The organism is Hydrocarboniphaga sp. FW305-C-57, from assembly GCF_058783045.1.
Window position 1 is genome coordinate 392,428 of the sequence record NZ_JBYSYG010000002.1, and the last position, 15,725, is coordinate 408,152.

Genomic DNA, 15,725 nt, shown 5'->3' on the forward strand with positions numbered 1-15,725 from the left:
TTCAAGCCCGCTCGCGCCTTCCACTAGCGGTGACACGCATGCGAAGCGGATGGCGACTGGCAGCACTGTCATGGCTCGCCCTGAGCATCGAAGCCGCGGCCGAAAACCCGACTGAGGCATCAGCGGCGGCGCCGACCGAAGCCTCCGCGCCGACGCCCGAAGACGAGGCGATCCGCTGCTTCAAGCTGCGCCGAGACGACCCCGCCGCCGCCGCCGCGCTCGCCGACACCATCCTCGCGAAGCCCGAGCTTTCGGTCGAAACCCGGATCAAGACGCTGAGCTGCCAGGGCATGGCGCTGAGCCTCGCGGGCAATGCCCAACGCGCGCGCGAAACCGCGCAGCGCGTCGTCGACATCGTCGACCACAACGAGTTCTCGCCGGCCTTCCAGCTGCGCGCCTTGTCCAATGCCGGCGCGGTGTTTCACAACATCGGCGACATCGCGATGGCCGAGACGCTCTACGAGCGCGCCTACGAGGCCGCCCAGGGCGACGAGGACGGCAAGGAAGCCCAGCAGGTCATGCTGACCAACCTGGCGATGATCCACTCCGAGTATCTCGGCGATCCCGAGGCCGCCGATCGCCAGCTACGCGCCGCGCTCGCGCTGGCGACGAGCCAATCGACCGGCGTCCTGCTGGCCTACAACTTCGCCTACAACCTCGTGCGGCTCGAACGCTACGACGAGGCCGCCGGGGCGATCGACCGCGCCGAAGTCCTCGCCAAGGCCGAAGGCTCGCGCATGTTCGAGTACCGGCTCGCCGCCGAGCGCGCGATGCTGCTGCAGCACCGGCACCAGGATCGCGAGGCCCGACGCCTGCTCGAAACCACCATCGAAGCCCAGCGTGCGCTGCCCGATCCGGGCGGCGAATCGATGAGCCTGTCGCGGCTGTCGGCACTGCTGCGCGGCGCCGGCGAACTGCCGCAGGCGCTCGCCAAGGCGAAACGCGCCGTCGAGCTCGCCGAATCCGCGGCCCTGCATCAGGAGCGACTGACTGCGCTCGGCGCGCTCGCCGAAGCACAGGCCGCCGCGGGCCAGGCGGTGGCCGCGCTGCGCACGAGCGAGCAGCGCCACGCGCTCGAAATCGCGCCGCTGCGCAGCTACAACGTGCAGCGGCTCGCGCAGCTGCAGGCGCGACTGCAGAGCGAGGCCGACACGCGCGAGATCGAACGCCTGCGCCACGAAAGCAAGGTCAATGCGCTGACTGCCGAGCGCGATCAGCTGGTGCGCCGCTGGGAGCTCATCACGTTGGCCATGGCCGCGTTCATCGCATTCGCGGTGACGCTGTATCAGCGCCGCGTGAACCGCAAGCTGCACCGGCTCAGCACGCACGACGTGCTGACCGACCTGCCGAACCGGCGCGCCGCGACCCGGCTGCTCGACGAAGCCGTGGCCACGGCTGCGCCCGACAAGGCGACGCGCAGCGTGGTGCTGCTGATCGACATCGACCACTTCAAGTCCATCAACGACAGGCTCGGGCACGACGGCGGCGATCTCGCCCTCAAGACCGTGGCCGAAGGACTGCGCAAGGTTCAGCGCAGCGGCGACGTGCTGGCGCGCTGGGGCGGCGAGGAGTTCCTGGTGCTTGCGCACGGCCTCGATTTCGCCGGCGCGGCGGCGCTGTCCGAACGCCTGCGCAGCAGCATCGAGCGCCTGTCGGACGATGATCCGATCACGGTCTCGGTCGGCTTCGCCCCGTGCCCGTTCTTCGCGAGCGACGCGGCGAACAAGCCCGGCTGGAAGAACGCGCTGAGCTTCGCCGATCACGCGCTCTACGCGGCCAAGCATTCGGGGCGCAACGGCTGGGTGGGCTTGTGGCCGCGGCATCACATCGATCACGCCAGCAATTCCGCCGCCGTACTCGCGGACCCGCAGCGGGCGCTGCGCCGCGACGACATCGAAGTGCGCGCGAGCGCCGGCACCGTCGTCTGGAAGGGCACCGGCTCCTGATTCGCTCCTACACGCCGATGAGCAGGTACCACATCGGCACGGTCAGGAACGACACCGCGATGCCGATGCTGATCATCGCCGTGGTCGCCTCGGGATTGAGCCCGTACTGCCTGGCGAAGATGCCTGCGGTGATCATCGGCGCCATCGCCACCTGCAGGATGCCGACCGTGATCGGCAGCCCGTGCACGCCCATGACGAGCGCGCCGACCCACATCAGGCCCGGGACGAGCAAGAGCTTCCAGGCCACGCCGATGCCGATCAGCGGCAGGTAGCGGCGTATCGCGCCGAGCTGCAGCTGCAAGCCGACCGAGAACAGCGCAAGCGGCGACAGCGTGTCGGACAGGCGCTTGAGCACGCCTTCGAGCGCCTCGTTCCATTGCAGTCCGACGAGCTTCATCGCGAGCGCGATGAACAGCGCTTGCACGGGCACGAAGCGCAGCACGCTGATCAGCAGATCGAGCGGCCTGGATTTCTGCCCCGCGAAATACGCCGCGAGCGGCAGGCCGATCAAGGTCGTGCAATAGAAGCCGGCCTGATCCGCGATGACGGCCGGGCCAAGCGCCTGCGGGCCGATCAGCGCGATCAGCAGCGGAAAGCCGACGAACGAGGTGTTGCCGAGCCCCCAGCACAGGGTCATCGCGCCCTGGGTGCCGCGATCCCAGTTCAGGCGACGCGCGAGCACCGCCATGACCGCCATCGTCGAGAACATCAGCACGACGGGGCCCAGCGCGGGCAGCAGCATGCGGCCGTCGAAATGCAGCTTCGGGATTTGTTCGAGCACCACCGCGGGCAGCGCGATGCGCAGCAGCCAGGCGTTGATGACCGGCACCGCGTTGTCAGGCATCCACTTGAGGCGCGCGGAAACCCAGCCGAGCAGCGGGCAGATCAGCAGAAGCAGGAAGGCGCTCATCGAGCGCTCAGCGCATGCCGCACCACGGGAACGCGGTTCACGAAGCCAGTAATCGATCGAAGCCGAAGCTGCGCGGATTGAGGATGTTGAGCGGATCGTGCTCGCGCTTGAGCCTGCGCACGGTGTCGAGTTCTTCGCGCGGCGAATGCCGCAGGTATTCGTCGGCCCACTTCGAGCCGATGCCGTGCTCGGCCGAGAACGAGCCGCCATGCTGCAGCGTGACGTCGATGACCAGGTCGGTCAGCTCGGCCGAACGCGGGGCGATCGGATGCTCCTTCGTGCCGATCACGTGCAGGTGCGCACCGCCGACGCCGGCATGGCCGAAGGCGATCAGCTCGGTGCCGACCGCGCGCTCGGCCAGCGCGGCGCGCAGGCCGTCGAGGTATTCGCCGAAGCCGACCAGCGGCGTCGCGGTATCGAAGCTCAGGCGACCGCCGCCGAGCGCGCGCATGCGCGCGTTGCTCGCCTCGGTGATCGAGTGGCGGATCTTCTTGAGCGCGGGCAGCGGCGCGTAGCCGATGTGCTCGTCGGGCAGGTCGAGATCACCGGCCAGGAAGTCGTAGAGCGAGGATGCGAGGTCTTCGTCGGCGTCGTCGGACTTCACCTGCAGCAGCAGATACAGCGGGCTGTCGACGGCTTGCGGGAACGGCAGGCGGAAGGCATCGCCCTGCAGCTCGCGCACGAGGTCCATCGCCGATGACGAGATGAATTCGAACTCCTCGACACGCTCGCCGAAGCGCTTGCGCGCGGCCTTGAGCACGCGCATCGACTGCTTCATGTCGGCGACCGGGATCAACGCGGCCTCGCGCTGCGCCGGAATCGCATACGTGCGCAGCGTCAGGCGCGTGATGAGCCCGAAGGCGCCCTGCGAGCCGAGCAGACCCCAGCCCGGTTCGATGTGCAGCGAGTTGATCGCGAAGCGATCGGGCGAGGGCTGCCACGGGCTGGCGCCGCACGGGCCGGCGGGCTCGCCGTTGCCCCAGTAGCCCCAGGCCGCTTCGGTCATGTGTGCGCCAGTGCCGTAGCAGACCGCGTTCGAGCCGGCCGAGGCGTTCGCCGCGCAGGCGCCGACGCTGGCCGACGAGCTAGAGCCCATTTCCATCGGGAACATCAGGCCCAGCGGACGCAGCCAGTCGTTCACCGCATCGACGGCGACGCCGCCCTGCACGGTGATGCGCGCGCCGCGCGGATCGGGCCGCTTGAGCGATTCCCACCAGGCCAGCAGCGCATCGCCGGCCGCACTGACGACGATGTTCTCGGACCAGGTGTAGCTGCGGCCGTCGGCGAGCGTGAAGGCGATCGGCCGATTGAGCTTTTCGAGGCTCAGCACCGCTTCGCCGAGCGGGCGCTGCGCTTCGACCAGGCCGGTGCGTCCGCTGCTGATCACGAGCGGCATCGCATGGCGGTTGCAGATCGCCAGGATCTCGCCGACTTCGGCCTCGGTCTGCGGCAGCAGCACCAGGCCCGTACGGCCACGCGGACCGCGCTCGAGCACTTCGTAGCGTTCGAGGCGGTCGCTGGCGTCGACGTAGCGTGAGCCGAGCAGGGCGCGGAGTTCGGAGGCGGCGGAATCGGAGGTCATCGAAGTCATCGGACGAAAGCGCGATCGAGGGGCGGCCCGTACGGTCAGGCACGGCTCAGCTCCTGCTGGCTAACTAAACGGAAAGCCTAGTTTACAAAGCTTTGGACGACGTCCGGCGCTGGCGCGCCGGGCGCAGGTATTTGTCCCTGCCATGGATGGCGGTGCCTGCGGGCGGAACTCCTTCTTTTCAAGGACGAAAAGGGCATGAAGGCATTGGTGATCGGTGGTGCCGGCTACATCGGCAGCCACATGGTGAAGACCCTGCAGCGCGCCGGACACGAGGTCGCGGTGTTCGACAACTTCTCGACCGGACATCGCGAGGCCGTGGAGGGCGTGAGGATCTACGAAGGCGATCTGCAGCGGGCCGCCGACATCGACCCGGTGCTCGCAGGCTATCGTCCCGAGCTCGTGCTGCATTTCGCGGCGCGCTCGCTGGTCGCCGAATCGATGGTCGACCCGGCGCTGTATCACGCCAACAACACCTGCGGCGTCATGACGCTGCTCGACGGCATGCGCCGCCACAGGCTCGACCGGCTGGTGTTTTCTTCGACCGCGGCGGTCTACGGCTTTCCGCAGCAGCGGCGCATCGACGAAACCCATCCGACCGCGCCGATCAACACCTACGGCTGGAGCAAGCTGTTCTGCGAAAGCATGATCAGCGATTACTGCCGCGCCTACGGCCTGCGCGCCGCGGTGCTGCGCTACTTCAACGCCTCGGGCGCCGATCCGTCGGGCACCATCGGCGAGGCGCACGAGCCCGAGACGCACCTGATTCCGAACGTGCTGCGCGCCGCGGTCGGGCGCACCGACAAGGTCACCGTGTTCGGCAAGGATCACGACACGCGCGACGGCTACTGCGTGCGCGACTACATCCACGTCAACGATCTGGCCGACGCGCATCTGCTCGCCTACGACGCGCTCAACCGCGCCGACCAGCCCGATTTCCAGCTCTACAACCTCGGCAACGGCCAGGGCTTTTCGGTGATCGAGGTGCTGCGCGCGGCCGAAGCGGTGGTCGGCAGGACGATTCCGATGGAGCTCGCCGATCGCCGCGCAGGCGACCCGCCGGTGCTCGTCGCGGGCGCCAGCAAGGCGCGCCGCGTTCTCGGCTGGACGCCCAAAATTCCCGAGCTGCACCGTATCATCGCCACGGCCTGGCGCTGGCATCAGGAACAGCGCTACTGACGTGATCCGATCCCGCCTCGCCGCGCGATCGGCCTGGCGAGGACTTCAAACTGCAGGATCGACGCGGGCTGTGGCAACCGTGGATCGTGGTGCTGGCCTACGTGGTCGGCCACGCCGCGCTGGATCGCATCAGCTACATCGTGCCGGTGCTTCCGCTCGGCATCTCGCCGTGGAATCCGCCCTCGGGACTCACGATGTTCCTGCTGCTGGGCTTCGGCATCCGCTACTGGCCGACGGTGCCGGTGGCCTGCATCGTGTCGGAGTTCTTCACGCGCGGCCTGCCGACGCCGGTGCCGCTGCTGTTCGCGGCCTGCTGGATCACGCTGGTCTACTCGCTCAGCACCTTGGTGCTGCAACGCAAGCTCTCGCAGGGCTCGCGCATCGAATCGCTGGCCGATTTCGGCTGGTTTCTGGGCTGCACGCTGGTTTCCACGCTCGCGGTCGCGGCCGGCTACGTCGCCATCTTCACGCTCGGCGGGGCGCTGCACTGGCCTGACTTCTCGGCCCACTTCGTGCGCTTCTGGATCGGCGAGGCCAACGGCATCCTGGTCGTCACGCCGCTGCTGCTGACGCTGCGCGGCTGGCGCCCGAGCCGCCCCGACGGCCGCGAGCTGCTCGAACTGCTCGCCCAGGGCGCGAGCCTGGGCCTGGCGCTCTGGTTCGTGTTCCGCGAGCCGAATCTCGAACAGTTCCAGTTCTTCTACGTGCTGTTCCTGCCGATGCTCTGGATCGTCGCGCGGCATGGCCTGCTCGGAGCCGTGATTTCGCTCGCGGCGACCCAGCTCGGCTTGATCGCGGTGGTGCCGGCCACCGAGCTGTTCGCGGTCTCGTTCATCCGCTACCAGTTCCTGATGCTGAGCCTCTGCGTGACCGGGCTGACGATGGGTGCGCTGGCCTCGCAGCGTGCGCGCGCGGACGCCGCCGTGCACGAAAAGACCGCGCTGCTCTCGCGGACCCTGCAGATGGCTGCGGCCGGCGAGCTGTCGTCCACGCTCACGCACGAGCTCAATCAGCCGATCACCGCCTCGACCAACTACCTGTCCGCCTGCCGGCTGCTGATCGAGCAGCCCGAACTCGATCGCGAGCGCCTCGCCGATACGCTCGACAAAGCCGACCAGGAGGTCCGGCGGGCGGCCGGCGTGGTGCGCCGCCTGCGCGATTTCTTCCAGCACGGCACCATCGTTCGCGAGCCCGTGGATCTCGCTGCGCTGATCGGCCGTGTCGAGCGCCGGCTCGCGGCGCGGGCCGCGCGCATCGGCGTCGGCGTCGACCTGCGCGCCGAGAGCGAGCTTTTCCGCGTGCGGGCGGATGCGGTACAACTGGAACTGGTCCTCAACAACCTGCTCACCAATGCGCTCGACGCCTACGAACAGGCCGGCCGCAGCCGCGGGCAAGTGATCATCACCGTGTCGAACCTTGTCGCAGACGACGTGTCCAAGGCCCCGCGCCGCATCCTGATCAGCATCGACGATGATGGTCCGGGCATTCCGTCGGACTTGATGCCGCGCCTGTTCCAGCCGTTCACGACGAGCAAGCCGACCGGGCTCGGACTGGGCCTGGCGATCAGCCGCACGCTCGCCGAAGCCAACAGCGGCGAGCTGCACTACCTTCCTTCCGCGCGCGGCGGAAGTCGCTTCGAACTGCTGCTGCAAGGGCTTTGAACATGTCACGAATCGCCACCGCAACGCCTCTCGCGGGCCATCACGCCGCCACGCTGACCGGCACCGTCTTCATCGTCGACGACGATGCCTCGGTGCGCGATTCCACCGCGCTGTACCTGAGCCTCAAGGGCTTCCAGACCCAGCTGTTCGCCTGCGGCGAAGACTTCCTGTCGGCGATGCCCGACGAGCCCGTGGGTTGCGTGCTGCTCGACCTGCGCATGCCGGGGCTGTCGGGAATCGAAGTGCATCAGCAGCTGCTGCGCAGCCGTCCGGAGCTGCCGGTGATCTTCCTGACCGCGCACGGCGATGTCGCCACCGTGCGCCAGTGCCTCAAGGCCGGCGCTTCGGATTTCATCGAGAAGCCGGTCGACCACGACATGCTCATCGAGGCCGTCAACAAGGCGCTCGCGCAGCAGGCAAGCCTGGCCGCCGATCGCAGTCGCCAGAGCCAGAAGCAGAGCCGCCTGAGCCGGCTGACGCCGCGCGAAAGCGAGGTGCTGCGCCTGCTCGCCGAAGGCCTGCAGAATCGCGACGTGGCCGTGAAGCTCGACATCAGCCCGCGCACGGTCGAGGTGTACAAGGCACGGCTGATGGAAAAACTGCAGACGCGCACGCTCGCCGACCTGATTCGCGTGGTGTTCGACGAAGGGCAGCAATAGCGTCACCGCCGCATCCGCTGCGCGCGTGCGAGCGCAGACTACTAGCGTTGCCACCCCTTACGGGACGTCACGAATTATGAAAAGGCGGCCGGCTGCCTAGCATGGCGCCGTGGGCCTTCGTCTCTCGGGCCTGATGCCACGGGCCTTTTCATGTCGCAGCCGAGTTGGGATTCACGCATCGCGGGCAGGCTGGGTGCGGCCAGCGATCGCCTGCCGCCCGTGTCCATCGTGCTGCCCGTGCTGCTCGTCTTCAGCGTGTTCGTGCTGTTCGTCGCGCCGAGCGGAACACCCGAGCGGCTGGTGCCGATCGTCGGCACGCTCGGGCTGTTCATCGAGTGCCTGTATCTCACGCATCTGGCGTTTCGCATCTACCACTGCCTGCTCAACCGCACGCCAGCCAGCGGGCGCCCGCGCAAGGCCCATGCTTCGGCGCGCTGGCGGCAGCAGTTGCGGCGTTCGATGCTGCCCGCGCTGTATGCGCTGATCGGCTTCTGGGTGTTCGCACTGCTGTTCTATCCGGTCGCGCACGAAGTCACGCTCGCCTCGGCGGCGGGCAGCGGCGTCGGCGCGCTGCTGTGGCTGCTGAGCGTCGGCGCGGCCATCGTCGGGCTCGCGTTCGGCCAGCTCGTTTCCTTGATGCTCGACGTGATCCAGCAGCGTCAGCTCGCGGCCGAGGGCCGCGACGCGGCGAACTGAACGCGGCACCGCGATGAGCACGCTCGAACGCTTGTCCGGTGTCGATCTGTTGCGGGGCAGCCTGCTGCTGCTCATGACGATGTCGCATCTGCCGATCGGCTGGGCCGGCGGGCTCGGCCAGCCGCTCGGCTTCATCTCGGCGGCCGAAGGCTTCGTCTTCGTCTCCGCGTTCCTGGCTTCGAGCATCTTCATGCGCCGCTACCGGCAGCGCGGCGCGGCGGCCGCGACGCGCTGGGTGTTCCAGCGCGCATGGCGCGTCTACCTGTGCCACGTCGCGCTGATCGTGCTCGCCTTCACCGTGATCGCCTGGTTCGCGAGCCGTTATCAGCGGCCCGCGGTGATGAACCTGCTCGATTTCTATTTCCGCGATCCGGCGCTGGCCTCGCTGAGCGCGCTCGTGCTCGTCTACCAGCCGCCGCTGCTCGACATCCTGCCGATGTACGTGCTGTTCCTGCTCATCACCGCGCCGATGCTGCTGCTCGCCGGACGCATCGGCTGGCGCTGGGTACTCGGTGCGAGCGGCGCGCTCTGGGCCCTGGCGCAATTCGGGCTGCGGCCCTGGGTTTTCCAGGCGGTATCGCGGTCGATCCAGCTGCATTTCGGCTGGGACATTCCGCTCACGGCGATCGGCGCCTTCGATCTGTTCGCCTGGCAGCTGCTGTGGATGCTCGGGCTCTGGTTCGGCGACGTCGGCCTGGATCGGCTGCGCTCAGCCTTGCGGGCCGGCAACGGACTGCTGATCGCCGGCGTGCTGCTGTCGCTCGCGCTGTTCGTCTGGCGGCACACGAGCGGGCCCGAAGGCTTCGCCGACCTGTCGCGGCACTTCTTCTGGATCGACAAGTGGACGCTGTCGCCGATCCGCCTGCTGAACCTGGGCGCCCTGCTCTGCGTGTTCGTCGGCCTTGGCCAATACCTCGCGCCGCTGCGCAAGCTCTCGCTGGTCGAAGCACTCGGACGTTCCTCGCTGTGGGGCTTCGTCGCCCACCTGTGCTCGGTGCTGCTGCTGTTGCTGCTGATCGATCAGAGCGAAGAATCGCTGCACGGCTTCATCGCCGCCGGCGCGATCCTGTTCGCCTATGGAGCCTTGTTCACGACCGCCGCGGTATATCAGCGGCGCAGTCGTAGTGGCAGCGAGTAGCGGCTCGTCGCGGCGGCCGGCTCAGTCGCCGAAACGCCATTCGAGATGCGCGTACCACTCACGATGTGCGCCCTCGTTTCCGGGCCGCAGCACATCGACGCCGATGCCTGCGACGAGCCCGGCGAACAGGCGAAAATCGAGCGCGGCGCCGACCAGCGCGCCGAAGCCGTCGGCATCGGCCTCATAGCTTCCCTGCGCGGTGTTCAGCCGCGTCTCGGTCTGCCAGCCCATGAGACCGAAGGCCGGCCGCAACGAGACGATCGAGAACAGCGGCAGGTCGAGGCGTAGCGACAGCGTCAGCGCCTGGCCGCTGCCTGCGGAAGCTCTCGCGGCCGCATCGACGATGCCCTGGCCGTCCGACAGATCGCCGCTGAGCTCGGCTTCGAAATCGCCGAGGTCGAGATAGCCGAGTTCGATCGCCGCGTGATCGCTGAATCTCCAGCCACCATAGAAACCCCAGTTGACGTCGCGATCGTCGAGATCGGCCGTCGCCGTATAGCCGGCCTGCTGCAAGTGCTCGTTGAGCCCGCGGCTATCGAGCACCGAATCAATGCTGCCGACACGCGCGCCCGCGTAGTACGGCGAGGCCGAGGCGATCGAGGCTGCGAGCATCAGGCCGAGGCCCGCGACAGCGCGCCGACGGCGCCACAAGGCGATGCAGACCAGCGGCAACAGCAGCAGCGCATCGAGCGCACCGCCGTAACGCAGCTCGCCGAGCGGTGTCGTATCGTCGTCGACGATCACGACCCGGCCGCGCGTCTGCGAAGGAACCGTCGCGCCGGCGCTCGCGTTTTCGAGCAGCACGCTGAACATTTCGTTCGCTTCGAAGCTGTCGTCGTCGAGGATCGCGATCGCGATGGTCTTGTCGGTTTCACCGGGCTCCCAGACCAGCGTGCCGCTCACCGCCGTGTAGTCGAGGCCCGGCTCCGCCGCATCGGCCGAGCCGCTGATGCTGTGATAGTCCACCTGCACGCGAGTGCGCGTGCTGCCGCTGCGACGCAGCCGCACGTTGACCGTGCCGTCGGCTTCGGCCACGCGGAATTCGGCGGCCGTGAACGTGATCGTCGACACCTGATCGGCATTGATCGTCAGCGTGGTCGTCGATGGCGAGGCGAGCGTGACGCCGCTGAGCGCTTCGAGCACGACCGTGAAGCTCTCCGCGGTCTCGTACACGGCATCGTCGAGGATCGGCACGCTGAAGGACTTGGTTTCGGCATCGCCCGCAGCCCAGCTCAGCACGGTTTCGACACTCGTGTAGTCCGCCCCGGGCGTGGCGCTGCCCGCGACGGCACGCACGCGCGCCGTCGCGGGGGCACGGGCATCGTTGAGCCTGCGCACCTTGACCAGCACGGCGCCCGCGGTCTCGTCGACGCTGATGCTCGCGGTGTCGAACGCCACCTGCGAACCGACGCCGTTGTCGACGATGATGACCGCCGCCGTGCTGATCTGGCCCAGATCGGCGCCCTGCGCGGACGACAGCCGGATGCCGAAGCGCTCGTCGATCTCGTCGAGCGCGTCGTTGACGATGCTGATCGTGAAGCTCTTGTCGGCGCCGTCACCAGCCGCCCAGCTCAGCGTGCCAGCCGTCGCGACGTAGTCTTCGCCGGCGACCGCGTCGCCATCGTAGGTGGCGTAATTGACGCTGACCGCGCCCGTGCTCGGGCCTTCGCGGCGCACCGTGATGGTGACGAGGCCGCTGAGCTCGTCGATGGTGTAGCCCGTGGCGCTGAACGACAGCCGGGTGCGTTCGGCCTCGTCGTTGTCGACGATCGTCAGCGTGGCGCTCGTCGGGGCGACGAGCGTCGCGCCGCTCGCTGCGGACAGCGTGAGCAGCACGGTTTCGTCGGGCTCGTCGGCATCGTCGTCGACGAGCGGAACGTTGAAGGTCTTCGGCGCGGCGTCGCCGTCGAGCCAGTCGAGCTGGCCGCTCACTGGGACGAAGTCCTCGTTCACCGTCGCAGTGCCGGCCTGCGTCGCGTAGCGCACCGAAGCCGCACCGCTGCTGCCGTTTTCGCGCAGCACCGTGATCGTCGCCTGCGGGCCGGATTCGGCTTGCGAGTACGTCGCCGCCGAGAAACGCAGCTCGCCGGTCCGCGCCGCCGGCAGCGACAGCGGCGAAGCCGCGACATAAGCGCCGCCGGTGTAGCCGTTGCCGTCGTAGGCGAGGAAATCGGCGAGCACGTCGGCGACATCGGCGCCGCTGAACACACGCACGCGCGCGATCGAGCCGCCGCCGGTGCCGGTCACCACCTCGGCGCGGCCATCGTCGTCGAGATCGGCTGCGGCCAGGCGCACGCCGCCGGTGAAATTGCCGTCGTAGGGCGCGAAATCGAACAGCTGGGCCTGTCCATTGGCGATGTCGATGCCGACCACGCGCGGCGCGCTGCCTTCGCCGGTCGCCACCGCGATGTCGTCGTCACCGTCGCCGTTGAAATCGGCGACGGCCACGGTCGCTCCTGCGCCCTGCTGGCCGAGCGGGAACAGCACGTCGGTCTGCATCCCGGTGAGGCCATCGTGGATCGAGACGCGCGGAATCTGGCTCGCGAGCGCGACGACGACGTCGTCGATGCGATCGCCAGTGAATTCGCCGGCCGCCACATGCAGCCCGCCGTCGGGCGCCTGCCCGCCGATCGGCAGGAAATCGAGCAGCACCTGGCTCGTGTCGGCGCCGCTGAAGACGCGCACGCGCGCTCCGGCGTTGACGACGATGTCGTCGCGGCCATCGTCGTTGAAGTCGCCCGAGGCGATGTTGAGCCCGCCCGTAAAGCTGGCATCGACCGCGAAGAAATCGGCGATCACGCGGCTGCTGTCCTTGCCGTCGAACACGCGCACGCGCGGGCCCGCTCCGGGGCCGGCCGCGACGATGGTGTCGGGCACGCCGTCGCCGTCGACATCGCCGAGCGCGAGGCGCGCCCCGACGGTGCTCGCTGTGTCGAAAGCGAAGAACTCGTCTGCCCGATGCAGCGGATCGATGTCGTCGTAGACGCGAACCAGGCCGCTGCTGCCCGCGCCGCTGCTCGTCGCCAGCGTCGCGGCCTGCACCGAATGCCCTCCCCCCGCCACCAGCACGACACTGCCGGCGATCACCCATTTAGCTGCTCGCATGCCCAAGCTCCCGGTAGGCCTTTTCTGGGGCCCTCATCCGTGAACCGGAATCGCGCGGCGAATCCCGCCATCGGCGCGAAAAAACTTTTCAGCGGCCGGCTGCCGCCCTCAGGCGCTCGAGGTCGGCGGCGATCTGCTTCGTCACGTCGTGATCCGCGCCATTGGCCGCGCTCGCATCGGCCAGTACCGCCTCGATGCGATCGACCGCCTCGCGCTGGCGCCCCGCGTCGAACCAGTCGAGCGCCTGCTCCCAGCGCGCTTCGAGCGTCTGCGCGTGGCGCGGGCCGAGCCGGCGGCTCAGGCGCTCGACGGCGGCGTCGATGATCGGTAGCGCCTCGCGGGCACGACCGAGCTCACGCAGGCTCCAGGCGTAGGTGTAGGCGGTGAATGCGGCGTCCGGGTGGTCGGCTCCGAGCACCGCTTCGCGTCGCTGCATGATCTCGCGGCGCAGGACCAGGGTCGCCTGCGGATCGACGCTCATGAGCGAGGTCGCGTAGTTGTTGGCGGCCGACAGCGTTTCCGGATGATCCGGCCCCAGGCTCGCGCGCAGCGTCTCGTAGACGAAGCGATCGGAATCGGCGGCCAGCCGCGCTTCGCCGAGATCGGCAAAGGTGGAGGCCAGCGTGCCGGCGACGCGCAGGGTGACGCGATGCTCGCGACCGAGCTCTTCGATCGAGGACTGCAGCAGCGGTTCGAGCAGCGCGCGCGCCTCAGCCGCTTTCGACTGGGCACGCAGCGCCATCGCAAGGTTGTTGGCGTTGCGGATACGCATCAGCGGCGTCATCGCCGGCGACTCGATGGCGAGCAGCGCACGCAGTCTGGCCTCGGCCTCGGCGTGGCGTTCGAGCGCGACGAGGCTGGCCGCCAGGTTGCTCGCGGCAACGATGCTGCGCTCGTCGTTCGCTCCGTAGGCCGATTCGATGCGCGGCACGATGTCGGCGAGCGCGGCCTGGGCCTCGGCGTAACGGCCTTCGAACAGATCGACGCTCGCGAGTTCGCGGCGGCGCAGCCAGACCTCGGGCGCATCCTTGCCATACCGCCGTTCGGTCGCGGCCAGCCGCTGTTGCGCAAGCGAGCGCGCCGCGGGCCAGTCGGGCTGCGCGGTCAGGGCGTCGAACAGGTCCGCTCCCGCCGCAAGCGCCTCGTCGCTGTCATCTCCGAACTCGGCGCTGCGCAGCACGAGCGCACGTTCGAGCTGCGGACGCGCGAGCTGCGGCAGGCCGAGCTGTCTCCAGGCGTTGCCCGCGCTCGCGCGCAGGGCCGCTTCGACCGCCGGCTGGCGTGCGATGCGCTCGTCGATGCTGGCGACCGCGGGTTCGAGCAGGAAGGCCGAAAACGCTTCGCGCGCGCCGTCGACCGGGGACGACAGGGCGGCGTCGCGATCGAACGCGGCCAGCCGCGTTTCGCGCTCGTCGGCCGCCAAGCGTTCGGCCAGGCGCGCACGGGCGCGGCGATGCAGGTCTTCGCTGAAGCGCCGCAGGTCGACGCGCTGCAGCATGCGCGCCTGGAACGCGACCACCTCGGCGAGTTCGGCTCCGCGCCGTTCGGCCCGGTCGCGTTCGAGCCGGGTCTGGTTCGCCTGCCACAGCATGCCGACAACGCCGACGACCAGCGACAGCGCCACCGCACCCGCCGCCGCCGCGCCGAGCCGGTGGCGCCGCACGAACTTAGCCGCGCGATACGCGAAACGGTCCGGCACGGCGAGCACCGGCTCGTGCGCGAGCCAACGGCCAAGGTCGTCCGACAAGGCTTTGGCCGAGTCGTAGCGCCGCTGCGGCTCGAACTGCAGGGCCTTGGCGACGATGCGATCGAGATCGCCGGCGATGCGCCGGGCGAGCCGGCGCTGCCCGGCCTGGCCCGCGACGCGGCGCAGCACCTCGCTCGGCGGCGCCGCGGTTTCGGTGGCCAGTGCCGGCCGGCCATCGCGACGCTCGAACGGCAGCCGGTCGCACAGCAGCAGGTAGAGCATCACGCCGAGCGCGTAAACGTCGGTGGCGGTCGTCACGCCTTCGCCGCGCAGCTGCTCGGGCGCGGCGAAGGCCGGGGTCATCGGCAGCGCTTCACCGGACAGGCGCGTCGCTTCGGGTTGGGTGTCGTCGAGCAGCTTGGCGATGCCGAAATCGAGCAGCTTGACCTCGCCGGATTCGCCGACGAGCACGTTCGAAGGCTTGAGGTCGCGATGCACGACGAGACTGCGATGCGCCTCGTGCACGGCCTCGCAAACCTGGCGCAGCAGCTGCGCGATCCGCTGCGGCGTGCACTGGTGCCGCCGGCACCAGACATCGAGCGGCTCGCCGCGCACGCGCTCCATGACCAAGTACGGGCGGCCGTCCGGCGTCGCGCCGGCGTCGAGCAGGTGGGCAATGTGCGGATGCGAAAGCCGCGCGAGGATGCTGCGTTCGCGCAGGAAGCGGCGCAGCACCGCGTCGGTGTCGAGCCCGCGCTTGAGCAGCTTGATCGCCGCCTCCTGGCGCAGATCCGCATCGGAGCGCGTCGCGGCGTAGACCTGGCCCATGCCGCCACGGCCGATCGGCTCGCCGACGATCCAGGCGCCCAGGCGGGTTCCGGGCGCCAGCGTGTCCTCGATCCCGCACGAAAACCGGACCGCTTCGCCGAGGAATTCGCCGCTGTCGGCGGCCGCCGCAAGCAGGGCGCGCAATTCGGCGAGCAGCCCGGCCTCGTCGCCGCAGCGCTCGATCAGCCGGCGCTCTCGCTCGGGCAACGGCCAGCCGCGCGCCTCATCGAACAGGGCTTCGATGCGCTGCCAGCGCTGCTGTGCTGTCCCCGACGGCGGCTCCACCAATCGATCTCCCCACCGATTGCCGTAAGCGTTACGCTCTCCC

Annotated in this window: 10 protein-coding genes; 6 read left to right on the top strand and 4 right to left on the bottom strand. The window is 69.0% G+C overall.

The window, feature by feature from the left end; genetic code table 11:
• Positions 1-38: 38 nt before the first annotated feature.
• Entirely contained in the window at positions 39-1,946 is a 1,908-nt protein-coding gene (locus AC3WUM_RS06105) for a GGDEF domain-containing protein (protein WP_492409309.1), read from the top strand.
• A 7-nt stretch (positions 1,947-1,953) separates the two neighbouring features.
• On the opposite strand, the gene AC3WUM_RS06110 is transcribed toward AC3WUM_RS06105, so the two are convergent.
• Complete coding sequence (locus tag AC3WUM_RS06110; protein ID WP_492409310.1) at positions 1,954-2,856, bottom strand: AEC family transporter; 903 nt, start codon at positions 2,854-2,856, stop codon at positions 1,954-1,956.
• 37 nt (positions 2,857-2,893) lie between these two features.
• A complete protein-coding gene (locus AC3WUM_RS06115) occupies positions 2,894-4,438 on the bottom strand; it encodes an FAD-binding oxidoreductase (protein WP_492409311.1) in 1,545 nt (514 codons plus the stop codon).
• A 204-nt stretch (positions 4,439-4,642) separates the two neighbouring features.
• On the opposite strand from AC3WUM_RS06115, the gene galE reads away from it, so the two are divergent.
• The 5 genes from galE to opgC all read left to right on the top strand — a co-directional run bounded on the left by galE (position 4,643) and on the right by opgC (position 9,777).
• Positions 4,643-5,623, top strand: a complete 981-nt coding sequence (gene galE / locus AC3WUM_RS06120; RefSeq protein ID WP_492409312.1) for a UDP-glucose 4-epimerase GalE — start codon at positions 4,643-4,645, stop codon at positions 5,621-5,623.
• Positions 5,624-5,712: 89 nt separating this feature from the next.
• Positions 5,713-7,284, top strand: coding sequence for an ATP-binding protein (locus tag AC3WUM_RS06125; protein ID WP_492409313.1), 1,572 nt, complete (start codon positions 5,713-5,715; stop codon positions 7,282-7,284).
• A 2-nt stretch (positions 7,285-7,286) separates the two neighbouring features.
• Positions 7,287-7,943, top strand: coding sequence for a response regulator transcription factor (locus AC3WUM_RS06130; RefSeq protein ID WP_492409314.1), 657 nt, complete (start codon positions 7,287-7,289; stop codon positions 7,941-7,943).
• Positions 7,944-8,093: 150 nt separating this feature from the next.
• Positions 8,094-8,639: a hypothetical protein gene (locus tag AC3WUM_RS06135; protein ID WP_492409315.1), complete on the top strand. Its 546-nt coding sequence runs from the start codon at positions 8,094-8,096 to the stop codon at positions 8,637-8,639.
• 13 nt (positions 8,640-8,652) lie between these two features.
• Complete coding sequence (gene opgC / locus AC3WUM_RS06140) at positions 8,653-9,777, top strand: OpgC domain-containing protein (protein ID WP_492409316.1); 1,125 nt, start codon at positions 8,653-8,655, stop codon at positions 9,775-9,777.
• Positions 9,778-9,798: 21 nt separating this feature from the next.
• Here opgC and AC3WUM_RS06145 read toward each other — a convergent pair whose 3' ends face one another.
• Positions 9,799-12,882 (bottom strand): Calx-beta domain-containing protein, encoded by a 3,084-nt coding sequence (locus tag AC3WUM_RS06145; protein ID WP_492409317.1) that lies wholly within the window; start codon positions 12,880-12,882, stop codon positions 9,799-9,801.
• Positions 12,883-12,970: 88 nt separating this feature from the next.
• Positions 12,971-15,682: a serine/threonine-protein kinase gene (locus AC3WUM_RS06150; protein ID WP_492409318.1), complete on the bottom strand. Its 2,712-nt coding sequence runs from the start codon at positions 15,680-15,682 to the stop codon at positions 12,971-12,973.
• Positions 15,683-15,725 lie beyond the last annotated feature (43 nt).

Excerpts from the sequence above, each read along its gene's own strand:
- opgC (WP_492409316.1), top strand. The coding sequence starts at position 8,653 with ATGAGCACGCTCGAACGCTTGTCCGGTGTCGATCTGTTGCGGGGCAGC.
- AC3WUM_RS06135 (WP_492409315.1), top strand. The coding sequence starts at position 8,094 with ATGTCGCAGCCGAGTTGGGATTCACGCATCGCGGGCAGGCTGGGTGCG.
- galE (WP_492409312.1), top strand. The coding sequence starts at position 4,643 with ATGAAGGCATTGGTGATCGGTGGTGCCGGCTACATCGGCAGCCACATG.
- AC3WUM_RS06105 (WP_492409309.1), top strand. The coding sequence starts at position 39 with ATGCGAAGCGGATGGCGACTGGCAGCACTGTCATGGCTCGCCCTGAGC.
- AC3WUM_RS06130 (WP_492409314.1), top strand. The coding sequence starts at position 7,287 with ATGTCACGAATCGCCACCGCAACGCCTCTCGCGGGCCATCACGCCGCC.
- AC3WUM_RS06115 (WP_492409311.1), bottom strand. The coding sequence starts at position 4,438 with ATGACCTCCGATTCCGCCGCCTCCGAACTCCGCGCCCTGCTCGGCTCA.
- AC3WUM_RS06145 (WP_492409317.1), bottom strand. The coding sequence starts at position 12,882 with ATGCGAGCAGCTAAATGGGTGATCGCCGGCAGTGTCGTGCTGGTGGCG.
- AC3WUM_RS06110 (WP_492409310.1), bottom strand. The coding sequence starts at position 2,856 with ATGAGCGCCTTCCTGCTTCTGCTGATCTGCCCGCTGCTCGGCTGGGTT.